16 protein-coding genes are annotated in these 23,513 nt (G+C 71.6%); 5 read left to right on the forward strand and 11 right to left on the reverse strand.

Annotated elements, in window-relative coordinates:
* Positions 1 to 167 precede the first annotated feature (167 nt).
* Positions 168 to 1,025: a type IV toxin-antitoxin system AbiEi family antitoxin domain-containing protein gene (locus tag AB0O93_RS00090; RefSeq protein ID WP_363339338.1), complete on the forward strand. Its 858-nt coding sequence runs from the start codon at positions 168 to 170 to the stop codon at positions 1,023 to 1,025.
* Between the two features lie 98 nt (positions 1,026 to 1,123).
* On the opposite strand, the gene AB0O93_RS00095 is transcribed toward AB0O93_RS00090, so the two are convergent.
* A complete protein-coding gene (locus AB0O93_RS00095) occupies positions 1,124 to 2,644 on the reverse strand; it encodes a carboxylesterase family protein (RefSeq protein ID WP_363339340.1) in 1,521 nt (506 codons plus the stop codon).
* Complete coding sequence (locus AB0O93_RS00100; RefSeq protein WP_363339342.1) at positions 2,641 to 3,243, reverse strand: TetR/AcrR family transcriptional regulator; 603 nt, start codon at positions 3,241 to 3,243, stop codon at positions 2,641 to 2,643. The genes AB0O93_RS00095 and AB0O93_RS00100 overlap by 4 nt, the downstream gene beginning before the upstream one ends.
* A 104-nt stretch (positions 3,244 to 3,347) precedes the next feature.
* Between AB0O93_RS00100 and AB0O93_RS00105 the strand changes: the two genes are divergently transcribed.
* On the forward strand, positions 3,348 to 5,633 hold the full coding sequence (locus AB0O93_RS00105) for a glycoside hydrolase family 3 C-terminal domain-containing protein (protein ID WP_363339344.1): 2,286 nt from the start codon (positions 3,348 to 3,350) through the stop codon (positions 5,631 to 5,633).
* 39 nt (positions 5,634 to 5,672) lie between these two features.
* Here the strand turns inward: AB0O93_RS00105 and AB0O93_RS00110 are convergent, their stop codons facing one another.
* The 4 genes from AB0O93_RS00110 to AB0O93_RS00125 all read right to left on the reverse strand — a co-directional run bounded on the left by AB0O93_RS00110 (position 5,673) and on the right by AB0O93_RS00125 (position 10,400).
* On the reverse strand, positions 5,673 to 6,509 hold the full coding sequence (locus tag AB0O93_RS00110) for an alpha/beta hydrolase (protein WP_363339346.1): 837 nt from the start codon (positions 6,507 to 6,509) through the stop codon (positions 5,673 to 5,675).
* Positions 6,510 to 6,626: 117 nt separating this feature from the next.
* Positions 6,627 to 7,856 (reverse strand): galactokinase, encoded by a 1,230-nt coding sequence (gene galK / locus AB0O93_RS00115; RefSeq protein WP_363339348.1) that lies wholly within the window; start codon positions 7,854 to 7,856, stop codon positions 6,627 to 6,629.
* Positions 7,853 to 9,028 carry a galactose-1-phosphate uridylyltransferase gene (gene galT, locus AB0O93_RS00120; protein ID WP_363339350.1) on the reverse strand — a complete coding sequence of 392 codons (1,176 nt, stop codon included), beginning with the start codon at positions 9,026 to 9,028 and terminating at the stop codon, positions 7,853 to 7,855. The genes galK and galT overlap by 4 nt, the downstream gene beginning before the upstream one ends.
* 94 nt (positions 9,029 to 9,122) lie before the next feature.
* Positions 9,123 to 10,400 (reverse strand): endo-1,4-beta-xylanase, encoded by a 1,278-nt coding sequence (locus AB0O93_RS00125; protein ID WP_363339352.1) that lies wholly within the window; start codon positions 10,398 to 10,400, stop codon positions 9,123 to 9,125.
* A gap of 94 nt (positions 10,401 to 10,494) precedes the next feature.
* Here AB0O93_RS00125 and AB0O93_RS00130 point away from each other — a divergent pair, with 94 nt between their 5' ends.
* Positions 10,495 to 11,496 (forward strand): LacI family DNA-binding transcriptional regulator, encoded by a 1,002-nt coding sequence (locus AB0O93_RS00130; protein ID WP_363339354.1) that lies wholly within the window; start codon positions 10,495 to 10,497, stop codon positions 11,494 to 11,496.
* A 9-nt stretch (positions 11,497 to 11,505) separates the two neighbouring features.
* Here the strand turns inward: AB0O93_RS00130 and AB0O93_RS00135 are convergent, their stop codons facing one another.
* The 5 genes from AB0O93_RS00135 to AB0O93_RS00155 all read right to left on the reverse strand — a co-directional run bounded on the left by AB0O93_RS00135 (position 11,506) and on the right by AB0O93_RS00155 (position 18,168).
* The gene (locus tag AB0O93_RS00135) at positions 11,506 to 13,260 is read right to left on the reverse strand and encodes a beta-galactosidase family protein (RefSeq protein ID WP_363339356.1); all 1,755 of its coding nucleotides are present in this window, start codon (positions 13,258 to 13,260) and stop codon (positions 11,506 to 11,508) included.
* A 2-nt stretch (positions 13,261 to 13,262) separates the two neighbouring features.
* The gene (locus AB0O93_RS00140; RefSeq protein ID WP_363339358.1) at positions 13,263 to 14,807 is read right to left on the reverse strand and encodes an alpha-L-arabinofuranosidase C-terminal domain-containing protein; all 1,545 of its coding nucleotides are present in this window, start codon (positions 14,805 to 14,807) and stop codon (positions 13,263 to 13,265) included.
* Positions 14,808 to 14,884: 77 nt separating this feature from the next.
* Complete coding sequence (locus AB0O93_RS00145) at positions 14,885 to 16,243, reverse strand: sugar ABC transporter substrate-binding protein (RefSeq protein WP_363339360.1); 1,359 nt, start codon at positions 16,241 to 16,243, stop codon at positions 14,885 to 14,887.
* Positions 16,244 to 16,330: 87 nt separating this feature from the next.
* The gene (locus AB0O93_RS00150) at positions 16,331 to 17,140 is read right to left on the reverse strand and encodes a carbohydrate ABC transporter permease (RefSeq protein ID WP_363340950.1); all 810 of its coding nucleotides are present in this window, start codon (positions 17,138 to 17,140) and stop codon (positions 16,331 to 16,333) included.
* 107 nt (positions 17,141 to 17,247) lie between these two features.
* Positions 17,248 to 18,168 carry a sugar ABC transporter permease gene (locus AB0O93_RS00155; protein ID WP_363339362.1) on the reverse strand — a complete coding sequence of 307 codons (921 nt, stop codon included), beginning with the start codon at positions 18,166 to 18,168 and terminating at the stop codon, positions 17,248 to 17,250.
* 112 nt (positions 18,169 to 18,280) lie between these two features.
* Between AB0O93_RS00155 and AB0O93_RS00160 the strand changes: the two genes are divergently transcribed.
* Entirely contained in the window at positions 18,281 to 19,318 is a 1,038-nt protein-coding gene (locus AB0O93_RS00160; protein ID WP_363339364.1) for a LacI family DNA-binding transcriptional regulator, read from the forward strand.
* 153 nt (positions 19,319 to 19,471) lie between these two features.
* Positions 19,472 to 23,074, forward strand: a complete 3,603-nt coding sequence (locus tag AB0O93_RS00165) for a glycoside hydrolase (RefSeq protein WP_363339366.1) — start codon at positions 19,472 to 19,474, stop codon at positions 23,072 to 23,074.
* The last annotated feature ends 439 nt before the right edge of the window (positions 23,075 to 23,513 follow it).

Consider the following 23,513-nt stretch of genomic DNA (forward strand, 5'->3'; position numbering starts at 1 on the left):
AGCGCGGGGCGAAATCGACCTTCACTGCGGCGCAGAGCCGTCAGAGTGACGATTTCACCCCAGCGTTTCACGAGCCGACCCTCCTCCCCACCACCCGCTGGCCGCGGGGAGTCCACCGGTCCTGCTGGTGGCGCCCACCGGGCCTCGGGGCGGGCGAGGCTGTGCGGATGTCCACGCCCACGACGCCTCCGGTCTTCTTCCGTCGCCCTGACCTCCGTGCCCGGGGATGGACCGACCGCGACCTCGGCGCCGCGGTGGCTGACGGACGACTCCTGCGACCGCGCCCGGGTGCCTATCTAACTGCCGACGCGTCGACCGACGTCATCGACGCGCTGGCGCTGGGCGGCCGGCTCACGTGCGTCTCGGCGCTGGCGCACCGGGGAGTCTTCGCCCTCGACACGTCCGTGCTGCACGTGCACCTGCATACCCGGCGGACCTCCGCCCGTACTACGGCCCGCGTGGTCCGGCGACACTGGGGCACGCTGCGCCGGGTGCCGCACCCGCGGGCGGCTTCCGTGGAGCCGCTCGATGCTCTCGCCTGCGCCCTGCGCTGCCAGCCGCCGCGCTCCGCGCTGGCGAGCCTCGACTCCGCCCTGCACGGCGGCCATCTGCGGATGGACGAGCTTGACGAGCTCTTCCGTCTCCTCCCGCGGCGTCACCGCGTACTCCGCAGACTGATCGATGCGCGCGCCGAATCCGGGCCCGAGACGCTGGTGCGTCTCCTTCTGCGCTCGCTCGGTGCGGCGTTCGACGTGCAAGTGTTCATCGCCGGGGTCGGTCGTGTGGACTTCCTCGTCGAGGGGTGGCTCATCGTCGAGTGCGACAGCAGGGAGTTCCACTCCGATTGGGACGCCCAGCGCCGGGATCGCCGCCGCGATCAAGCGGCGGCGGCTCTCGGCTACACGACCTTCCGGCCGATCGCGGAGGACATCATCTGGCATCCTGACGTCGTCCGGAGCGCGCTCCGGGGTCTCCTGGACTCGCGCCGGGGCCCGGCCGCGCGCCCGCGCCGGCCGGCGGTGTGAAACCGTGGGGTGATTTCGCCTCGACGGGGCTCAGAACCACGCCGGGGGCCGATTTCGCCCCGCGGTTTCACGCCCGGCGGGGGAGAGGGGCGGCGGGGTCAGGCCAGGGCGCGGACCGAGGCGTAGCCGTCGTGGACGACGGGGGAGCGGCCGTCGGCCGGGACGTCGAAGATGCGGGTCGGCTGTGTCGCCGGATCCCAGGCGGGCCACCCCGGGTCCCCGTCGCGGATCAGGGCGACGGCGGCCCCGTGGACCTCGTCGGCCAGGGCCTGCGACGGTGCGTCGCCGGCGATCGCGTCGACGGCCTCGGTGCCGAGCGCGTCGAACCAGAACGGCACGTCCAGGCAGTGGCACGCCCACCCGATGGTCGGCGACGGCCACGAGAACCGGTACGTCCAAGTGCGACCGGCGCCGCCCGCCTCGGCCCGCGCGTCCGCGGCCCGCAGCACGGTCGATCGGAAGATGACGTCGCTGACGTAGCGTCCGATCACCGCGGCGGTGCCCTTGCGGCGCTGCGCGGCGTTGTCGGCGAGCCACGTGTGGCGCTTCTCGCGCGGCACGTCCAGCTGCTGGAGGGCGACAGCGGGGGGCACGATGTCCAGCACCCGCGCCGCACCGGCGGTGATCATCGTGAACTCATCGTCGGTCGCCCCGAGGACGAGCGGAACGTCGCCCCCGACGCCGGAGCCCAGCGCTTCGATCGTGGGCTGGGGGAGGAGGTCCCCATCGATCATGGGACCGAAGCTCAGCCCGTCCCGCAGCATGCTGCGGGCGACGTCGAGGGGCGACTTCCCGTTGCGGCCGAGGGTCTCCTGCTGTGCGAAGACGTCCGCTTCCGGCACGCTCGCGAATCCCTCGCGGCTCGGCTCGACGCCGAGGAGGTTCGCGAGCTTCGCCGTCAGCGTCCGCGCGCGTTCGCCCGACACATCGCCCAGGGCGGGGGACAGCGCCCAGGCCGCGTGGAAGAGTCCTTGCGCCGCCGGCATGCCGAGGAGCGTCAGCACCGCGCCGCCGCCCGCGGACTGCCCGGCGATCGTCACCCGTCCCGGGTCGCCGCCGAACGCGGCGATGTTCTCCTGCACCCACGCGAGGGCGGCGAGCCAGTCCCGGACGCCTCGGTTGCTCGGCGCCCCGGGAATGTGCCCGAACCCGTCGAAGCCGAGGCGATACGAGATCGTCACGGTCACCACTCCGTCGCGCGTGAAGGCTGCGCCGTCGTACCACGGGCTCGCGGGCGAGCCTTCGGTGAAGCCGCCGCCGTGGATGTACACCAGCACCGGCAACGCCGCGTCCCCGCCCGGCGCCGGGGTGAACACGTTCACGTTCAGCGTCGCCTCTCCGGGGACGGCGGGCTCGGGTATGAGGGTCTTCTCGCCCGGCTTCTCGCGCTTCGCCGTCGCGCCGTACGCCCGGGCGTCACGGATGCCGTCCCACGGCGTCACCGGGACGGGCGCGGCGAACCGCAGCGCGCCCACCGGCGCCTCGGCGAAGGGGATGCCGAGGAACGCCGCCGAGCCGCCCGAGCGGCCCGGGCCGCCCGAGCCGCCGGGCTCGCCGCGCCAGAGGCCGCGGACCTGACCTGCGGCGATGCGGAGGAGGGGATCAGGTGTGGTGGTCACGAAGCGTCCTCCGAGGGGCGGGTGAGTGCGACGAAGAGCGCGTCGAGCGTATCGGCCATGTCGAGATCGGGGTCCAGCATCCACTGCAGCTGCAGTCCGTCGGCCGCGGCCTGCACGATCCGGGCGAGGACCTCCGGGTCGGCCGCGGCAGGGATTTCGCCCGCCTCCTGCCGGCGGCGGAATGATGCGGCGATCGAGGCCCGGAGGCGCTCGCCGCGTTCGAGGAAGAACGCGTGCGCCGGATGCTGCGGGTCGGCGGCGTCGACGGAGAGCCGGGAGAAGAGCGCGACCACACCCGGGACTTCGCTGTTGTGCCGGACGACGCGGTGCAGCCCCTCCTGCACATCGGTTCCGGCGCCGAGGCGCTCGGCCAGGTCGATCTCGTCGCGCTTGCGGAGGATCTCGGTGAAGAGCTCCTCCTTGCTGTCGAAGTAGTGGAGGAGCCCCGCCTGACTGAGTCCGACCGCGTCGGCGAGTTCGCGGACGGATGCGCCGCGCATCCCCTCGCGGGCGACGACCTCGAGTGCGCGTTCGAGGATCTCTTCGCGTTTGGCGATGCCTTTGGCGTACGAGCCTCGCGTGCGCTGCGGATCCGGCATGAGAGCAGTACATCGCACCTTTCCGAAAAGACAAAAACCGAGTACTGTTAGGTTTCTCGCGCGTCGACGACGATCGCGACGGATGCCGCACACGAGGAGGACCGATGACGTCCCACGCCCCGCTCCCCGAGCCCGCTGACCTGACGGTCGAGGAGAAGGCGTCGCTGACCAGCGGCGCGACCTTCTGGACGACCAAGACGATCGACCGCCCGGGGGCCGCTGTGCCCTCGATCGCGATGAACGACGGACCGCACGGCCTCCGCAAGCAGGTCGAGAGCGCCGATCACCTCGGCATGACCGGAAGCCTCCCCGCGACGTGCTTCCCGCCCGCGGTCGGACTCGGATCCTCCTGGGACGCCGACCTCGCCGAGCGGGTCGGCGCCGCTCTCGGGGCGGAGGCCTCGATCGAGGACGTCGGGATCCTCCTCGGCCCCGGGGTCAACATCAAGCGCTCGCCGCTATGCGGCCGCAACTTCGAGTACCTGTCCGAGGACCCGCTCGTCTCGGGCGTCCTCGGCGCGGCGCTCGTGCGCGGCATCCAGTCGCAGGGTGTGGGGGCCTCGCTGAAGCACTTCGCGGCGAACAACCAGGAGACCGATCGGATGCGGGCCTCCAGCGACGTGGACGAGCAGACGCTGCGGGAGATCTACCTCCGCGGCTTCCAGCGCATCGTGCAGGACGCCCAGCCGTGGACGGTGATGTGCTCGTACAACCGCATCAACGGCGTCTACGCCTCCGAGGACCCGTGGCTGCTGACCACGGTGCTCCGCGACGAGTGGGGCTTCGAGGGTCTCGTCGTGTCGGACTGGGGCGCCGTCAACGACCGCGTCGCGGGCCTGGCCGCCGGCATGGACCTCGAGATGCCGTCGTCCGGCGGCGCCACCGACGCCGAGATCGTCGACGCCGTGCGCGACGGCCGGCTCGCGGAGAGCGTGCTCGACACGGCCGCGCACCGGGCGATCGACCTGGTCGGGAAGGTGCGCGCGGGCGCGGGACGCGTTCCCGGGCCCCTCGACGTCGACGCGCACCACGCCCTCGCGCGAGAGGCGGCGGCGCGCTCGATCGTGCTGCTGAAGAACGAGGAGGAGATCCTCCCGCTCTCACCCACCGCGCACATCGCCGTCATCGGCGCCTTCGCCGCGAAGCCGCGCTATCAGGGCGCGGGGTCGTCGATGATCAACCCGACGCGCCTGGACACCGCGCTCGACGAGATCACCGCCGCGGCCACCGCCGCCGGGGGGAGCGTCGACTTCGCCGCCGGGTTCACGCTCAGCCCGGGCGACACGACGGATGCCGCGGCCCTCCGCGCCGAGGCCGTGCGCGTGGCGAGCGGCGCCGACGTCGCGGTGGTCTTCCTCGGGCTCCCCGCCGCGGCGGAGTCGGAGGGGTACGACCGGACGCACATCGACCTCCCCGCCGCGCAGCTCGCCGTGCTCGCCGCCGTCCGGGAGGCGAACCCGAAGGTCGTGGTGGTCCTCTCCAACGGCAGCGTGGTCGCGCTGCCCTTCGCCGACGACGTGCCGGCGATCGTCGAGGCGTGGCTTCTGGGTCAGGCCGGCGGCGGTGCCACCGCCGACATCCTCTTCGGCGCGGCCAACCCGTCCGGCAAGCTCGCCGAGACGATTCCGCTCCGGCTCGAGGACACCCCGGCCCACCTGAGCTTCGGCACCGAAGGGACCGTCCGCTACGGCGAGGGGCTGTTCGTGGGCTACCGGTGGTACGACGCCCGCGCGATGGAGGTCGCCTATCCCTTCGGACACGGGCTGTCGTACACGACCTTCGCGTACGAGGCGGCCTCGGCATCCGTCCGCAGTGACGGCGACGTCGTCGTGCGGGCGGCGGTGACGAACACGGGTGCGCGTGCCGGCCGCGAGGTCGTGCAGGTCTACGTGACGCGCCCGGACCTCCCCGCGCGTCCCGTGCGGGAGCTGGTGGCCTTCACGAGCGTCGCGCTCGAGGCGGGCGAGACCCGCGAGGTCGAGCTCGTCGTCGCCCGCGGCGACCTGGCCGTCTACGACGTGAGCGCGAGCCGCTGGGTGGTGCCGGGCGGCGAGTACGCGCTGGCGGTGGCGGCGTCCAGCCGTGACATCCGTGCGAGGGTCGCCGTCGACGTCGAGGGGGATGCCGTGGCCCGGCCGCTCTCTCGGGAGTCGTCGCTCGCGGAGGTGCTCTCCCACCCGGTCGCGGGACCGGTCGTCGCGCGCGCGCTCGCCCCGATGACGGAGGCCTCGGCGAGCTCGGCGATCATGCCGGAGGGGGTGGACATGTCGGCGATGCTCGGGTCGTTCCCCATCGGGCGGATCGGCATGATGGCGGGGATGGGCTTCGGCGCCGACGACGTCGACCGGCTGCTCGAGACGGCCAACGCGTCCGAACAGCCGGTCGGGTGAACGGCGCCCGACCGGCCGGCGGGCCGGTCGGGTCTCCGCTCAGGCGCGGAGGAAGGCGAGCAGCGCCTCGTTGACCTCGTCGCCGTGCGTCCAGAGGAGCCCGTGCGGGGCGCCCTCGACCTCGACGTAGGTCGCGTCGGGGAGGAGGTCGCGGAAGCGTCGCGCGGTGGCGTCGATCGGCAGGATGTTGTCGGCGGTGCCGTGCAGGATGAGCGTCGGGACGTCGACGGCGGGGATGTCGCCGCGGAAGTCGGTCGGCCACGTGAGCGGCGCCGCGGCGATGGCGGCGTTGCCCGCCTGGGCGGCCACGCGGGCGCTGGCGTCCACGGCCTCCTGCGAGATGCGGGAGCCGAGGGTGTCGTCGAGGTTGTAGAAGTCCTTCAGGAACCCCGTGACGAAGGCGTAGCGGTCCTCCCGGACGGACGCGGCGACGCCGTCGAAGAAGTCCTGCGGACCGGCGCCGTCGGGGTTGTCGTCGGTGACGAGCAGGTACGGCTCGAGCGAACCGAGGAAGGCGGCCTTCGCGACGCGCTCGCTGCCGTAGCGGGAGAGGTACCGCGCGATCTCGCCGGTCCCCATCGAGAAGCCGACGAGGACGACATCGCGCAGATCCAGGTCCTCGAGGAGCGCGTGCAGGTCGGCGGCGAACGTGTCGTAATCGAGGCCGGAGGCCACCTTCGTCGACGCGCCGAAGCCGCGGCGGTCGTACGCGATGACGCGGTACCCGGCCTCCAGGAGCGCCGCCTGCTGCTTGCCCCAGGACTCGCCGTTCAGCGGGAAGCCATGGATCAGGACGACCGGCTGCCCCGACCCCTGGTCGGTGTAGAACAGTTCGATGTCGGCGGAGTTCTCGGTCCCCACGGTGATGTAGGCCACGTCGGATCCTTTCCGGACCGGCGCCCTGCCGGGTCCGGATACGACGCTAGAGCGCCGCGTCCGGACCCGGAAGGCCTTGCGATCCGCCGGGGACTGTGGTGCGACTGCGGTACGACCTCAGTCGCGGGCGGCGCCGGCGGAGGGGGTGACGGTGAAGATCGTCGGCGCCGCGAACCCGGCGTCGGCGAATGCGGCGGTGACGGCATCCGTCACGGCGTCGACCCCGTCGCGCGCGACGAGGGCGATCGCCGCGCCCCCGAAGCCGCCACCGGTCATGCGCGCGCCGATCGCGCCCGCCGCGAGCGCGGCCTCCACGGCGGTGTCGAGCTCGGGGACGGAGATCTCGAAGTCGTCGCGCATCGAGGCGTGCGAGGCCACGAGGAGCGGACCGACGGATGCCGGGCCCTGGGCGGCGAGGGTCGCGACCGTGTCGAGCACGCGCTGGTTCTCGGTCACGACGTGACGCATACGGCGGAAGGTCACATCATCGAGGAGCTCCTGGGCGCGGGGAAGGTCGGACACGGAGACGTCGCGGAGAGCGGTGGCGCCCATCGCCTCGGCCCCGCGCTCGCAGGCCGCTCGACGCTCGCCGTAGCCGCCCGTGGCGTGGGAGTGACTGACGCCGGTGTCGATGACGACGAGCTCGAGCCCGGCATCCGCGAACCCGAGGTCGATGACCTCCGCCTCCAGCGACCGGCAGTCGAGGAAGATCGCCGCATCGGCGCGGCCGAGCATCGACGCCATCTGGTCCATGATCCCGGTGGGGGCGCCCACAGCCTCGTTCTCGGCGGTGCGCCCGACCCGCGCGAGCGCGGTGCGGTCGAGGTCGATGCCCCAGATCGCGGCGAGCGCGCTCGCGGTGGCGCCCTCGATCGCGGCCGAGGAGGACAGCCCGGCACCGACGGGGACGTCGGAGGCGAAGGCGAGGTCCACACCGACGAGCGTCACCGGGTCGCGCCCGGCCGCGCGCTGGAGCGCCCACGCGACTCCGAGCGGGTAGCGCGCCCACTCGGCCACGGTGTCGCGACCGTCGGGGAACAGGGCGTCGAGCTCGGCGAGGGGGACCTCCACGGCGTCGTCGGCGAAGGTGGAGACGACGCGGATGACGCCGTCCGCGCGGGTGCCGAGCGCGACATGGGTGCGGTGCTGGATCGCGAACGGCAGGACGAAGCCGTCGTTGTAGTCGGTGTGCTCGCCGATCAGGTTCACGCGTCCGGGGGCCGACCACGTGCCGAGGGGAACCGCGTCGAACCGCTCGGAGAAGAGCGCGCGGGCGGTCTCTGCGGCCTCGGGGCGGGCTCCGGGGGCGTCGGTGGGCGTGGGGTCGGTGGCGGGGGCGTCGGTCATGCGGTCACCTCGGGGATCGTCGAGACGGCCTCGCGCAGGCGTGCGGCGGAGGCCTCGGGGGGGATGTCGCCGATCCAGGCGCCCATGGCGGCCTCGGAACCGGCGAGGAACTTCAACTTGTCGGCCGCACGGCGGGGGCTCGTCAGCTGCAGGTGCAGGCGCGCGGTGTCGCGCCCGGCGTGCACCGGCGCCTGGTGCCACGCGGCGATGTACGGCGTCGGGGTGTCGTAGACCGCGTCGACGCCGCGGAGGAGCCGCAGGTAGAGTCCGGCGAGCTCGTCGCGCTCGGCATCCGTCGTTCCGGCGAAATCGGCGACGTGGCGGTGCGGCAGGAGGTGGACTTCCAGGGGCCAGCGCGCGGCGAACGGGACGAACGCGCTCCAGTGCTCGCCCTCGAGGATCATGCGCTCGCCGCCCCGCTCGTGCTCGAGGATGCGGGCGAACAGGTCGTCGCCCTCGCGCTCGATCGAGCGGAGGAGACCCGCGGTCCGCGGCGTGATGTACGGGTAGGCGTAGATCTGCCCGTGCGGGTGGGGGAGGGTCACCCCGATCGCCTCGCCGCGGTTCTCGAACGGGAACACCTGCTGAATGCCGGGGAGGGCCGACAGCGCCGCGGTGCGATCCGCCCACGCCTCGATGACGGTGCGGGCGCGGGTGCGCGAGAGTGTGCCGAAGGATCCGGCGTGCTCGGGGCTGAAGCAGACGACCTCGCAGCGGCCGACGCTCGTGCGGGTGCGTCCGAGACCGGGCGCGTCGAGGTCGTCGAGGTCGCGGGGCGGATCGACGGCGGCGGGGGCCGAACCGTGGGCGGTCGCGAGCGCCGGACCGAAGGACGGGCTCTTGTTCTCGAACACCGCGACGTCGTACCGCGAGGGGATCTCGGACGGGTTGGTCGGGGTCTGCGGCGCGAGCGGATCGAGCTCGGCCGGCGGGAGGAATGCCCGGTTCTGCCGGGCGGCGGCGATCGAGACCCAGTCGCCGGTGAGGACATCCCGCCGCATGGTCGCCGTCGCGGGCCGCGCGTCGAGGGTGCGGGCGTCGACCGCCCGCTCTAGCCCGAGGGTCGTGTCGGGATCGTCGTAGTAGATCAGCTCGCGTCCGTCGGCGAGGAGGGTGGGGCGCTTGACGACGCCGGCGCCCAGGATCTGGGGGGTCTCTTCGGTGATGGCCACGATAACACGGTAGCGGGAGAGCGTGTTATCGTCAACACGCCCTCCGTCGGGGGTAGGTGCGAGAGGCGCGGGGGCGGCGCGGGGACGTGCCCGCTCAGCGCGTCAGGCGCACCTCGAGCGGCGCCGCCGCGGCATCCGCATCCGCCGCGATCGTGAAGGTCGCCGACCCCGCGGCCGCGGTCGCCCGATAGTCGCCCGCGAACCCGCGCACCCGGATCAGGCCGTCCGCATCCGGTGCGATCGCCCGCGGTGCGTGCCACCACTCACCGCGGATCAGGTTCCGCAGCATCGCGTACGAGGGCTTCTCGCTGCCGTCGGCGCGGAGGAGGCCGACCGGGGCGCCGAGCCAGGCCCCGGCATCCGTGATCCCCCACATCGTGAGCGATTCGACCGCGGGGTGGGCGAGAGCCGTCCGGTAGTGGCGCTCGAGCTCGTCGGTCTGACGAGCCTCGCCCTCGGCAGTCGTGGGCCATTCGGAGACGACGTGGTCGTTGAGGTCGACGATGTCGGGCGGCATCAGATCGCCCGAGACCAGCGTCGTCTCGGTCAGCTGCAACGGCAGGCCGAAGCGACCGAAGCGCTCGAGGATCGCGGCGAGCTGGTCCTCGCCCCGGAAGCCCTGGTGCATGTGCGTCTGCAGTCCGATCGCGTCGATCCGGATGCCGGCGGCCAGGCACTCCTCGATGAGCCGCTCATAGCGCGGCGAGAGATCGAAGTCGTTGAGGACGAGGCGCGCGGCCGAATCGGCCTCGCGCGCGGTCTCGAACGCCATCCGCACCATCTCCACGCGTCCGCGGGACCGTGCGAGACGGGTGACCGCGTTGTCCTCGGCGGTGAAGTCGGGGAGGATCACGACCTCGTTGATCGCGTCCCACTGGTCGACGAGGCCGGCGAAATCGGTCGCCTCGCGGCGGATGCGCGCGCGGATCGCGGCCTCGACCTCGGCATCCGTCTTCTCGAGCAGCCACGCGGGCGCGAGCGTGTGCCAGACGAGGGGGTGGCCCTTCACGCGCACGCCGCGATCGGCGAACCACCGCGCCGTCGCCTGCAGCCGTGCGGTGTCGGGGTGTCCGGGCGCCGGCTCGAAGTGCCGCCAGTAGAACGGCAGGGTCACGGTGTCGAACACCGCCAGCCACGCCTCGAGGAGGTGCTCGGCGAGCGCGACGTCGGCGGTGGCGAGGGCCTCGTGGTCGCCGTCGGGGCCCCGGGATGCGCCGCCGAGGAGGCCGAGGACATCGAACCCGATGTTGCCGAAGCCGAACGCGTGGCGGGTCTGTTCGATGACGACGGATGCCGGATCCGCCGGGGAGCCGTCGGCATCGAGGATGCGCAGGGACGCATCGCGGAACCGCGCGGAGAGATCCTGGGACATCGGCCCACCCTCGCACAGACGTCGCGGACGTCGGAGATGAACGCGGCGTGACCCGGGGTGTTATCGTCAACACACCGAGTGTCCAGGAGGTGCGATGCCCCGCGTGTCGATGGCCGACGTCGCCGCGCACGCCGGCGTGTCCGCGCAGACCGTCTCTCGCGTCGTCAACGGATCCCCCCGGGTCGACCCGCAGACCCGCGCCCGCGTGGAGGACGCGATGGTCGCCCTCGGCTACCGCATCCATCGCGCGGCACAGGCGCTCCGCACGGGACGCACCCGCACCATCGGGCTCGTCGTCTCCACCCTCGCCACCGTCGGCAACAGCCGCATGCTGCAGGCGGTGTGCGCGGCGGCGGAGGCCCGCGACTACGCGATCGTCGTGGTCACCGCGACGGCGGACTCCGGCATCCGTCCCGCGTTCTCGCGCCTGCACGACCGCGCGGTCGACGGTGCGATCGTGCTGAACGAGGCGACGCGGCTCGTGCAGCTCGCCGGGACCACCGGGGACATGCCGCTCGTCGTCGTCGACGCCGAGCCCGCCGCGCACCTCGTCACCGTGCAGACCGATCACGCCGACGGCGCGCGCGCGGCGACGGCGCACCTCCTCGCCGGCGGCGCCGCGACCGTCCATCACCTCGCCGGCCCTGCCGATTCGTTCGCCGCCGCCGAGCGCGAGCGCGGCTGGCGTGCGGCGCTCGCAGAGGCCGGCGCCGTGGTGCACGAGCCGGTGCGCGGGGACTGGGGATCGACGTCGGGCGCGGCGGCCGCGGTGCTGCTCGGCGACGCGACCGCCGTCTTCGCCGCCAACGACCAGATGGCGCTCGGCCTCCTCCACGGGTTCGCCGACCTCGGCCGACGCGTCCCGGACGACGTCGCCGTCGTGGGGTTCGACGATGTGCCGGAGGCGGTGGACTACCTCCCGCCCCTCACGACGGTGCGTCAGGACTTCGACGCGCTGGCCGAGCGTGCCGTGGCGCGGCTCATCGACCTCGCCGAGGGAACGGGCGCGCGGGATGCGGCATCCGGCAGCGTCGCGGAGGTGCTGGCCGCCGAGCTCGTCGTCCGCGACAGCAGCCGCCCGGCTGCCGGCGGCTGACCGCGCCCGCTACTCCTCGAGCTGCCCGAGCTCGGGCGCGGCGACGAACGAGACCGCGGCGTCGGCGACCTGGTCGAGCTCGATCAGGATGAGCTCGTTCGCCCCCGCCCGGGTGACCGGCGCCGGCACGAAGAGCGTCCGCTGCGGGCTGTGGCGCCAGTAGCGACCGAGAACGAAGCCGTTGAGCACGGCATAGCCCTTGCCGAGGGTGGCGGTGTCGAGGTAGAGGTCGGCCGGGACGTCGAGCGTGAACGTGCCGCGCAGGCCCGTCCGACCGGCCGTCGATCCGGCCGGGGCGTGGGCGATCCCCGCCGTGACCGCCGAGAGATCGATCGGGCGCGCCTTCCACCCCGTCAACGGCTCTCCCGCCAGGCGGATGCCGCCCACGAGGCCCTTCGGCTCGCCGATGCGCTCGGCGTAGTTGACGCGGCCCTGGTCCTCGACGAGGACGGTCAGCACCTCGCCCCGCGGGATCACGGCGGCGCGGTCGTGGTCGGTGCGAGACAGGCGGGCCACCGGCACGCCGTCCACGGCGATCCACGCGAGGTCGCGCACCTCGCCCGCCACCACGAGCGCGGCACGATCGTCGTCGCCGAAGGCGGCATCCGGCAGCGGGCAGTCGTAGCGGACGAGCGCCCCGATGTGCTCCAGATCCTCGAACGTCGGCGGCTCGGTGTGCACGTCGCCGTCCGCGTGACGCTCCGGAAGCCAGTCGCCGGTGCCCTCGAGCTCGACCCGCAGCTCGGGGGCAGCACCCGAGGCGGCCGGGTACTCATCCGGCACGGGGGCGTACTTGGCGATGACGTCGCGAAAGGCGGCGTACTTCGCCGTCGGGTTCCCGGCTTCGTCGAGGGGGGCGTCGTAGTCGTAGGAGGTCACGATCGGGGCGTAGCGGCCCTTGTCGTTCGCGCCGTTGGTGGTGCCGAAGTTCGTGCCGCCGTGGAACATGTACAGGTTCACCGAGGCGCCCGCCGCCAGCAGGGTGTCGAGCTCGGCGGCGGAGGCCGCGGCATCCGTCGTGTGGTGAATGCCGCCCCACCAATCGAACCAGCCGTCCCAGAACTCCGAGCACATGAGCGGACCGGTGGGCTGGTGTTCGCGCAACGTCGCCAGACGCTCCGCGGCACGCGAGCCGAACGACCCGGTGAGGTGCAGACCCGGGAGGCTCCCGTCGCGGAGCATGTCGGGCATCGGCTGGTCGACCGTGGTCAGCGGCACGGTGATGCCGGCGGCGCGGGTGAGGTCCGTGAGGGCCTGGAGGTAGTCCTTGTCGGCGCCGTACGCCCCGTACTCGTTCTCGATCTGCACCAGGATGACGTTGCCGCCCCGGTCGATCTGCCGCGGCACGACGATGTCGTACACGCGCTCGAGGTAGCGCGACACCTCGGCGAGGTAGCCGGGTTCGGAGCTGCGCAGACGGATGCCGGGCATCGCCGTCAGCCACACCGGGAGGCCGCCGTTGTGCCACTCGGCGCAGATGTACGGGCCGGGACGCACGATCGCGTGCATCCCCTCGGCCGCGACGAGGTCGAGGAAACGGCCCAGGTCGTTCGGGCCCGTGGTGTCCCAGGCGCCGCGGATCGGCTCGTGGGCGTTCCACGCGACGTACGTCTCGATGGTGTTGAGGCCCAGCAGCCGCGCCTTGCGGATCCGGTCGGCCCAGTGGTCGGGGTGGACGCGGAAGTAGTGCAGCGCCCCGGCGATGATCCGGTGGGGGGATCCGTCGAGCAGGAAGTCGGATTCGCCGATGGTGAAGGTGGTCACAGTCAGTCCGTCGTCGTCGTGGTGGTCGGGGAAGCAGGGGTGAGGCGGATCACGGCCCAGGAGACCGGCGGCAGGGTCACCTCGAGGGCGCCGGATGTCGTGGGCCGCACCTCGATAGGACGCGGCGCGACGTGCTCGTCGCCGGCGGTGTTCACCGCGTGCCGGTCGCCGTCGGCCGGGGCGGCGAGCACGGTCGCCTCCCGCACCTCGAGTCCCGGCAGGGGGAGTCGCACCTCCAGCGCCGTGTCGAGCCCCCGGTGCGCGAGGAGGACGGTGACCTCCCGGTCGTCGCCGACGGTCGCGACGGCGTCGAGGTCGGAGACCGCGCCGAAGCGCGCCGTCGGGGTGGTGGGTGCCGTCACCTCGAGTGGCAGCACGCGCCCACGGGCGTGGCGGGCGGCATCCCGGAACGGGAAGAAGGTGGTCTGACGCCACGCCGCACCGCCCGGCTCGCACCGGATCGGAGCGATGACGTTCACGAGCTGGGCGAGGTTGGCCATGCTCACCCGCGCGGAGTTGCGGATAAGGGAGATGAGCAGGGAGCCCACCACGACGGCATCCGTCACGGTGTAGTCGTCCTCGATGAGGCGGGGCGCGATCGGCCAGTCGCCCGCGAAGACGGCGTCCTTGTCCTGGGTGTTCCAGCGGGTCTGGTTCCACACGTTCCACTCGTCGACGCTGATGCCGATCTCGCGGGTGATGCCGCGCTCGGCGCGCACCTCGTCGATGATCGCGGCGACGTCGGCGATGTAGCCGTCGAGGTGGACGGCGGAGGCGAGGAAGCTCGCGGTGTCGCCGTCGTGCTCCTCGTAGTAGGCGTGGATGGAGATGTGGTCGACGAGGTCGGCGGTGTGGGTCAGGACCGTGCGCTCCCACGTGCCGAAGGTCGGCATCTCGCGGTTGGAGCTGCCGGCGGCGACGAGCTCGACGCTCGGGTCGTAGAAGCGCATGAGGCGCGCGGTCTCGGCCGCGATCCGCCCGTACTCGTCGGCGGTCTTGTGGCCGATCTGCCAGGGGCCGTCCATCTCGTTGCCGAGGCACCACAGACGGATGCCGAACGGCTCGGTGCGCCCGTTCGCGGCGCGGCGGTCGCTGAGCGACGTGCCGCCGGGGTGGTTGGCGTATTCGAGGAGCTGCGCCGCTTCGGCGGGCCCGCGGGTGCCGAGGTTGACGGCTTCCATGATCTCGAGGTCGACGCTCGCGGCCCACCTGGCGAATTCGTGGAGGCCCACCTGGTTGGTCTCGGTGCTGTGCCACGCGGCGTCCAGCCGCACGGGGCGCTGATTGCGCGGACCGACGCCGTCCTCCCAGGCGTAGCCCGAGACGAAGTTCCCGCCCGGGTAGCGGACGACGGTGGCGCCGAGCTCGCGGACGAGGGCGCGGACGTCGTCGCGGAAACCGTCGGCGTCGGCGGTGGGGTGTTCGGGCTCGAAGATCCCCTCGTACACGCAGCGACCCATGTGCTCCACGAACGTGCCGAAGAGGCGGGCCGGAACGACCGGGCCGGGGGCGTCGAGGGCGATCTGCACGTGGGCGGTGGAGGACATCTGCTGCTTTCGGAGGGCGTCGGGGAGAGAAAGGTGAGACGGGCCGGCGCGGACGCCGGCCCGTCTCGGTGGGGGGATTACTGGTTGACCGTGAAGCCCTGGTCGTTCCCGTAGGAGACCAGCTGGTCCTGCCAGGCCTGGAGTCCGCCGTTCAGGTCGCCCTGCGACTGGTACGACTGGCCGACGGTGTCGCCGAAGACACTGTTGGCGTACACCTGGAAGGGCAGGTACTGCCAGCCTTCGCGGACGTTGCCGGAGGCCTCGGTGAGGACCTGGTTGATGGCCTGGCCGCCGAAGTACTCCGACTCCTGGTCGACGAACGCGGGGTCGCTCAGCTGCGCGGTGGTCGACGGGAATCCGCCGCTCTCGGCGAAGATCTGCAGGCTCGCCGGGTCGTTGTTGAGCCACTTGAGGAACGCCGCGGCCAGGGCCGGGTTCTCGCTCTGGGTGGTCACGGCCTGGCCGCCGCCGCCGTTCTCGGCGGTCACCGGTGTGCCGTCGTAGGTCGGGATCGGCGCGACGCGCCAGTCGCCCGCCGCGTTCGGGACGGAGGACTCGAGCACGCCCGGCATCCAGGCGCCGATGACGAGCGAGGCGATCGTGCCGTCGCCGAGGCCCGCGAACCACTCGTCGGTCCACGAGGGGATGTCGGCGAGGAGACCCTCGTCGAGCATCGTGCCCCACGTGTCGGCGAAGAGCTGCGAGCCCTCGTCCTGCAGGTCGATGGTGACGTCGGTGCCGTCGGTGGTCTGGAACGGCTGGCCGCCGGCCTGCCAGATCATGCTGGTGGTGAAGCCGGCGTCACCGGTGTCGGCCGTCATGAACTTCGACGGGTCGGCCTCGTTGAGCGTGCGCGCGGCCTCGATGTAGTCGTCCCACGTCGTCGGCACCTCGATGCCGTACTCGTCGAAGACGGTCTGGTTGTAGAACAGGGCCATGGGGCCGGAGTCCTGCGGGAGACCGTAGATGGCGCCGTCGAAGTCGACCGCACCCCACGTGCCCGGGCTGTAGTCGCCCTCGAGGTCGCCGAAACCGTACTGGCTGAGGTCGACCAGCGACTCCGACAGAGCGAACTGCGGGAACGCGTAGTACTCGATCTGCACGACGTCGGGTGCACCGTCGCCGGCGAGCAGCGCGTTCTGCAGGCGCGTGTACTCCTCGGTGTTCGTCCCGGCATTGACGTAGTTGACGGTGACGTTCGGGTACGCCTCCTCGAACGCGGCGACCTGGGCCTCGGCCGAGGGGGTCCAGCTCCAGTAGGTGATCTCGCCGCCTGCTTCGAGAGCCGCCTCGAGGTCGTCGGCGCTGCCTCCGCCGCTGTCGCCGTTGCCTCCGGTGCCGCCGCCGGAGCACGCGGCCAGGGATGCCACCGCGACGATCGCCGTCGCGGTCAGAAGGGTGCCGCGCCGCAGCGCGCGCCTGCCTCCATATGTCATGTGATTTTCCTTCACTTCGTTGTTGATGGATCCGGTGCTCGTGGCTCCGGGGGAGAGGGAGGTGCAGATGTCAGGCAGTTCCCCTCATCACTGCTTGACGCTTCCGGCGCTGAGCCCGGACTGCCAGAACCGCTGCAGCACGAGGAACGCCAAGACGATGGGGATGATCGACAGGAGCGAGCCGGTGATCACGAGGTTGTAGATGGGCTGGGCCCCGACGCCGGTGGCCTGCGCGTTCCACTGGTTGAGACCCACCGTGAGGGGGTACCAGGCGGGGTCGCTCAGCATGATCAGGGGCAGGAAGTAGTTGTTCCAGGTGGCGACCACCGCGAACAGCAGAACCGTGACGATGCCGGGGGCGAGCAGACGCAGCGAGATCGTGAAGAAGGTGCGCATCTCGCCCGCGCCGTCCATGCGGGCGGCCTCCAGAAGCTCGGTGGGGATCGCGTCGGTCGCGAAGACCCAGATGAGGTACAGCCCGAAGGGGCTGATGAGAGAGGGGATGATGATCGACCACGGGGTGTTGGTGAGCCCCAGCTCGCTGAAGAGCAGGAACGTCGGCACCGCCAGCGCCGTGCCGGGCACCGCGATCGCGCCGAGGACGACGGCGAAGACCGCCTTGCGCCCGCGGAAGTTGTACTTGGCCATGCCGTAGCCGGCCATCGTCGCGAGGATCGTGGCCCCGCCCGCGCCGACCACGACGTAGAGCAGGGTGTTGCCGAGCCAGCGGAGGAAGATGCCGTCGCGGTAGGTGAGGGTCTGGACGATGTTGTCGCCGAGGGCGAACTCCGGGCCGAACCACAGACCGAACGTGGTGAAGAGGTCGGCCTGGGTCTTGGTGGCGTTGATGATCAGCCAGAACAGCGGCACCAGCGTGTAGAGCAGGTACACGCCCATGACCAGGGTGAGGACGAGGGAGCGCCGCCGGTTGGTCGGACTCCGCCGGGCGAGGGTGGGGGCGCCCGCCGTGCGGGACCGGGCGGGGCGGGTCTGGGCGGGGGCGCTCATCGGGTCTCCTGCCGGGATCCGCGCAGCTGGACGACGTAGGCGATGATCGCCGTGATGAGGCCCATGATGATCGCGACGGTCGCGGCGTAGTTGTACTGCTGTCCGGCGAAGGACAGGTTGTAGGCGTACATGTTCGGCGTGTAATACGTCGTGATGACGTTCGGCGCCAGCGGCTTGAGGATGTTCGGTTCGTTGAAGAGCTGGAAGCTGCCGATGATCGAGAAGATCGTGGCGATCACGAGCGCGCCGCGCACCGAGGGGATCTTGATCGCGAAGATCGTCCGCCACGCGCCGGCGCCGTCGATCGACGCGGCCTCGTAGAGCTCGTTCGGGATCGTCTTCAGCGCCGAGTAGAAGATCAGCATGTTGTAGCCGACGAACTGCCACGTCACGATGTTGCCGATCGAGAGCATCATCCACTGCGGGAGGAACGGCTGGACGACGTTCGAGCCGAGGAGGTCGTTGAGATTCGAGGTCAGTCCGAACCGATCGCCGTAGATGTAGCCCCACATGAGCACCGCGACCACGGCGGGGACGGCGTAGGGGAGGAAGATCACGATGCGGTAGAAGCCCGCGGCGTGCAGGCGGGCGCTGTCGATCGCGAGGGCGGCCGCGAGGGCCAGCAGCAGCATGATCGGCACCTGGATGAGCAGGAACAGCAGGACGCGCGTGAATCCGTCCCAGAAGTTCGGGTCGCTCAGGGCGCGCACGTAGTTGTCGAGCCCGACGAAGGTGTTGCCGCCGACGAGCTGCTCGCGGAAGAAGCTGAGATACAGCGAGTACAGCAGCGGTGTCAGGAACACCAGCGCGAACACGATCGCGAACGGGGCGACGAACAGCCAGCCGCGCTCATCGACGCGCAGGCGTCGCCTGCGCGGTGTGCGCAACGCCGGGGGCGGTGTCACGGTGGTCGTCATCGTCCGGTGCCTCTTCTTCGGTGCGGGGGTGCGTTCTCGTCGGGTCGAGAATGTTGACGTCAACATAACCCGCTGTTCGCTACGATGTCAACGTCAACACCAAGGAGATGACATGACAGAGCTGTCGATCGCCACCGGAGAGGCGCGCACGCGTCGCCGAGAGGTGTCCATGGCCGACGTCGCTGCCGCGGCGGGGGTCTCCGGTCAGACCGTCTCCCGCGTGGCCAACGGTCGTACCAACGTCGATCCTGCGACGCGGGAGCGGGTCGTCGCGGCGATGCAGAAGCTCGGCTACCGGCCGAACAGTGCGGCGCGGGCGCTGCGCTCGGGCCGGTTCCGCAACATCGGCGTCATCATGTTCTCGCTGTCCTCCTACGGCAACACCCGGACCCTGGATGCCGTGGCCCGGGTCGCGGACGAGGCCGGGTACTCCCTCACCCTCATCACCGTGGCATCCGCCACCCAGTCCGACGTCGCCGGCGCGTTCGTGCGGCTCAGCGAGCACGCGGTCGACGGGGTTGTGATCCTGATCGAGAAGCATCGGCTGGGGGAGGCGGAGATCGAACTGCCCACGGGGCTTCCGGTCGTCGTGGTCGATTCGCGCGCGGAGTACGTCTACCCGGTCGTCGACAACGATCAGGCCCTCGGTGCGCGGCTCGCCACCGAGCATCTGCTGGACCTCGGACATCAGACCGTCTGGCACATCTCCGGCCCCCTGGAGTCGTACGCCGCCGAACGCCGACGCGTCGCGTGGTGGGAAACCCTGCGCCGTCGCGGGGCGCCGACCCCCGAGGTGCTCGTGGGGGACTGGACGGCCGATGCCGGGCACCGCCTCGGGGCGCGTCTGGCCGCGGATCCGGTGGTGACCGCGATCTTCGCCGCAAACGACCAGATGGCCCTCGGGGTGCTCCGGGCCCTCCACGAGGCGGGCCGTGCGGTGCCGGACGAGATCAGCGTCGTCGGGTTCGACGACACTCCGGAGGCGGCGAACTACTGGCCTCCGCTCACGACGGTCCGGCAGGACTTCGAGCGGGTCGGCGCCAGCGCCATCCGCTCGCTCCTCGCCGAGATCGAGGGGGAGATCGGCGCGGAGCGGGTCGTCGTGCCCACCGAGCTGATCGTCCGGGAGAGCTCCGGCCCCCGTCGCTGACCGGTTCGCCCTTGATGCGGATCGACGTCGTGGGTATCCTTCTTGTTACCGGCAACATGTTGACGTGAACATGGTGACGTCACCATCCGCCCCCGCGGATGGAGGAGCCGGAACACACGCGAGGCCGCAGGGAAGCGGCCGAAAGGATCGATGATGACCCCCACTCGGATGGTGGCCATGGTCTCGGCGGGCGCAGTCGCGCTCTCCGGATTCCTGGCCGTCGGCACCGTCGCCCCCGCGACCGCCGCCCCCGTGACCGCCGCGGTCGCGGACGATGCCGTGCGCATCGCCCCCAATCCCGCCTACGCCGCCGAACCGTTCGAAGGGTGGGGGACGAGCCTGGTCTGGTTCGCCAACGCCACCGGCGACTACCCCGCGGACGTCCGCCAGGCGCTGTTCGACGCCGTGTTCGGCGACGACGGGCTCAACCTCAACATCGCGCGGTACAACATCGGCGGCGGCAACGCCACCGACGTTCCGGGCTATCTGCGCCCCGGCGGTGCGGTCGACGGCTGGTGGAACCCGGAACTCCCGGCCACCGACGCGGAGGGGGAGATCACCTCCACCTACGCCGACCGCGAGCGGTACGCCGCCGCCTGGGACGGCTCGAACCCGGCGCACTACGACTTCGACGCCGACGCCACCCAGCGCTGGTGGCTCGACGCGCTGAAGGACAAGGTGACGAAGTGGGAGGCATTCAGCAACTCGCCGCCCTACTTCCTCACCGAGAGCGGATTCGTCTCCGGCGGCATCAACAATGCCACCTCCGAGCAGCTCGCCACGGATGACATGTCGGCGTTCGCCGACTACCTCGTCACCGTCGTCGAGCACCTGGAGGCCGAGCACGACATCCAGTTCGACACGCTGACGCCCTTCAACGAGCCGAACACCAACTACTGGTCGACCCGGATCCCCGCGGGGGAGACGTGGCCGACATCCGCTAGCCGCCAGGAGGGCGCGCACATCGGCCCGCAGCGTCAGGACCAGATGGTCCAGGTGCTGGACGAGCGTCTTCAGCGCGCCGAGACCGACGTGCAGATCTCGGCGATGGACGAGACCAACCCGTCGACCTTCGTGCAGAACTGGAACGCCTACGGTGAGGCATCCCGTTCCGCCGTCGACCAGCTGAACGTCCACACGTACGGCACGTCGGACCGCATGATCGTGCGCGACATCGCCAAGGCGAACGATAAGCCCCTGTGGATGAGCGAGGTCGAGGGAAACTGGGACACCCAGGGCGGGTTCAACCAGACCAACATCGACAACGGGCTCGGCATGGCCACCCGCATCGTCGACGACCTCCGTGAGCTCGAGCCCGAGGCCTGGGTGTTCTGGCAGCCGGTCGAGGACCTCTACAACATGGAGAAGGTCGAGAAGCTCAACTGGGGCAGCGTCTTCATCGACTTCGACTGCAACGCCGAGGGGAATTCCGAGCGTCGTCTCGCGGACGGCGACGCCGACCCCTCGTGCCGCGTGCTCACCAACGCCAAGTTCAACACGGTGCGGAACTTCACCCACCACATCCTCCCCGGCGACCAGCTGATCCCGACGAACGATCCGCGCAGCACCGCGGCCATCCGTCAGGACGGCACCGGCGCGACCGTCGTGCACGTCAACAGCGGCACCGAGGCGCGGACCGTCGCGCTCGACCTGTCCGGTTTCGGCGAGATCGCCGAGGGTGCCACGGTCACCCCGATCGTCACGACCGAGTCGCCCGCCGAGGACGTCACCGCCAACGCCCTCGTCGAGGGCGAGCCGGTCGCGGTGGATGCCGCCACGCAGACCGCGCGCCTGACCGTGCCGGCGAAGTCCGTCACGACCTTCGTGATCGACGGGGTCAGCGGCGTCAGCGATGACACCGTCGCCTTCCGCGACGGCGAGACCGTCCAGCTCCTGGGCGTGCAGAGCGGGCGCGCGCTCGCGGCCGAGGGGACGGGGCTCGCGATCCGCACCTCGGCGCAGACCTCCGCGCAGGGCATCGCTCAGGCCTGGACGATCCGCTCGCTCGCGGACGAGGGGACGAACCGTCACCGCTTCGCCCTCCAGAACGGCGACGGGCGCTTCCTCCGGATGGACGGCACCACCCCCACGCTCGTGACCGCCGACCTCGAGGCGGCGCGCGGCGACGACCGATTCCACTTCCTCGGCTCCACCGCCGACGGAACGACCTTCTCCGTCCTGAGCGCCTCGGCCGAGCGGGTGCTCGACGTCGGCGGAGGCAGCAGCGCGGACGGGGCATCCGTCGGCGTCTGGACCTCCAACAACGGTGAGAACCAGCGGTGGCGGATCGCCTCCACCGCGGCGACCGGTGTCGACACGGTGTTCGCTTCCGCGCCCGCCGAGACCGCGCCGACCCTGCCCGAGACGGTGACCGTCCGCTACGCCGATGGCGCCAGCCGCACGGCGTCGGTGACGTGGGACCTCCCGGCATCCTGGCCCGCGAGCGGCGTCGTGACGGTGACCGGAACGGGAACCGACGTCTTCGGGGCCGCGTTCGAGGCGACCGCCGAGGTCGAGTTCGGAGCCTTCGCGTCGGTGCAGCCGGTGTCGGTGACCACCTTCGCGGGTGCGACCGTCGACGCGGTGCAGGATGCCGCGCCGGCGACCGCCCCGGCGGAGATCGCCCTCGGGGGTCCCGGATACGCCACGGCCGTGGAGTGGGACTTCAGCGGTGTCGACGACGCCGACCTCGCCGAGCCCGGCGTCGTCACGGTGCCGGGAACCGCGGCGTCGAACGTCGCCGGGGCGGAAGGTTTGCCCGCGGTGCTGTCGGTGATCGTGACCGCGGCCGCCGACGCGAACGTCGCACCGGACTCGTCGCCGTCGGCGACCTTCACCGAGAGCGCGTCGTACGCCGTGTCGCGCACGATCAACCGCATCGCCGATGACAAGGGCTGGTCGAACTGGCGCTCGGGCACCAAGAACGCCCAGGACACCCTGACCTACGACCTCGCCGAGCGCGAGCGGGTCGAGCGGTTCACGATCCGCTTCTACCGCGACGGCGGTGCCACGTGGGCGCAGTCGCTGCGCGTGGACCATCGTCTCACCGGCGGTGCGTGGACGACCGGTCAGAGCGTGACGGTGCCGGAGCAGGCGTCCGGAGCTCCGGTGATCGAGGTGGCGATGGGCGGTGTGTTCGCGGACGAGGTGCGCGTGGTGCTCACCGCGCGGCCCGCGACCCACATGATCGTCTCGGAGGTCGAGATCTCCGCGGCCCGTCCGTCGGCCTCGTCGGTGGCCGACCTCGCCCGCCTCGCCGTGGGCGGGGAGCTGGTGGCGGGTCTCGACGACCGCGACGAGTACGAGGTCGTCGTCGACCCGGGCTCGTCGACCGAACTGACCGCGGTGCCGGTCGACCGGGACGCGCGCGTCGCGATCACGCAGCCGGCTGACGCCGACGGGACGGGCACCGTGCGGGTGACCGCCCCCGATGGGACGGAGCGGACCTACCGCGTGATCCTGCGCGAGGAAGCCGTGCTCGATCTCGACGCCACGGTCACGACGCGGTGCCTCGCCGGCAAGGTGGTCGTGTCGGTCACAGTGCGCAACACCTCGGACGCGGCGGCCGTCGCGGCGATCCGGACCCCGTGGGGTTCGAAGTCGGGCGTCGCCCTGGCGCCGGGCAAGGCGAGCAGCCACGCGTTCACGACGCGGGCCTCGTCGATCCCGGAGGGTGAGCTGACGGTGACGGGAACACAGGATGGGGTGGCTCCCTTCTCGGCCACGCTCGTCGTCTCGGCCCGCACCTGCAGCTGACCTGACGATGCCGGCGGTTCCGTGTAGCGCGGAGCCGCCGGCATCACTGCGTCCAGGGGTGTGTACCGAACTCCTCCGTTTCGCGGTCGGAGGGGTGGATTCGGCCTCGTGCGGGCCGGAGCCGCGAGGTTTCGAAGGAGTTCGGTACGGCCTTGGGGCGGGGGCCGGGCGACGGTGTGCGGCGGTCTGGTCGCGGCGGTCGGTGTACCGAACTCCTCAGTTTCAGGGCTGGGAGACCTGTGGCGGCGGGATCCGGGCCTGGGGCGCGGGGTTTGGAGGAGTTGGGTACGGGGCCGGGGTGGGCCGGTCGGCGGTGTGCGGCGGGATGGTCGCCGGAGGGCTGCGGGGGCCGAGGGTCGGGGCCGGGTGCCGGAGGGCTGCGGGGGCCGAGGGTCGGGGCCGGCGGGGTGCCGCGGTCGGCGCGCCGAACTCCTCAGTT

It is taken from the genome of Microbacterium sp. NPDC077184 (assembly GCF_040687055.1).
In the GTDB taxonomy this organism is placed as follows: domain Bacteria; phylum Actinomycetota; class Actinomycetes; order Actinomycetales; family Microbacteriaceae; genus Microbacterium.

Excerpts from the sequence above, each read along its gene's own strand:
- AB0O93_RS00090 (WP_363339338.1), top strand. The coding sequence starts at position 168 with ATGTCCACGCCCACGACGCCTCCGGTCTTCTTCCGTCGCCCTGACCTC.
- AB0O93_RS00100 (WP_363339342.1), bottom strand. The coding sequence starts at position 3,243 with ATGCCGGATCCGCAGCGCACGCGAGGCTCGTACGCCAAAGGCATCGCC.
- AB0O93_RS00105 (WP_363339344.1), top strand. The coding sequence starts at position 3,348 with ATGACGTCCCACGCCCCGCTCCCCGAGCCCGCTGACCTGACGGTCGAG.
- galK (WP_363339348.1), bottom strand. The coding sequence starts at position 7,856 with ATGACCGACGCCCCCGCCACCGACCCCACGCCCACCGACGCCCCCGGA.
- AB0O93_RS00125 (WP_363339352.1), bottom strand. The coding sequence starts at position 10,400 with ATGTCCCAGGATCTCTCCGCGCGGTTCCGCGATGCGTCCCTGCGCATC.
- AB0O93_RS00130 (WP_363339354.1), top strand. The coding sequence starts at position 10,495 with ATGCCCCGCGTGTCGATGGCCGACGTCGCCGCGCACGCCGGCGTGTCC.
- AB0O93_RS00140 (WP_363339358.1), bottom strand. The coding sequence starts at position 14,807 with ATGTCCTCCACCGCCCACGTGCAGATCGCCCTCGACGCCCCCGGCCCG.
- AB0O93_RS00145 (WP_363339360.1), bottom strand. The coding sequence starts at position 16,243 with ATGACATATGGAGGCAGGCGCGCGCTGCGGCGCGGCACCCTTCTGACC.
- AB0O93_RS00150 (WP_363340950.1), bottom strand. The coding sequence starts at position 17,140 with ATGGGCGTGTACCTGCTCTACACGCTGGTGCCGCTGTTCTGGCTGATC.
- AB0O93_RS00155 (WP_363339362.1), bottom strand. The coding sequence starts at position 18,168 with ATGACGACCACCGTGACACCGCCCCCGGCGTTGCGCACACCGCGCAGG.
- AB0O93_RS00160 (WP_363339364.1), top strand. The coding sequence starts at position 18,281 with ATGACAGAGCTGTCGATCGCCACCGGAGAGGCGCGCACGCGTCGCCGA.
- AB0O93_RS00165 (WP_363339366.1), top strand. The coding sequence starts at position 19,472 with ATGACCCCCACTCGGATGGTGGCCATGGTCTCGGCGGGCGCAGTCGCG.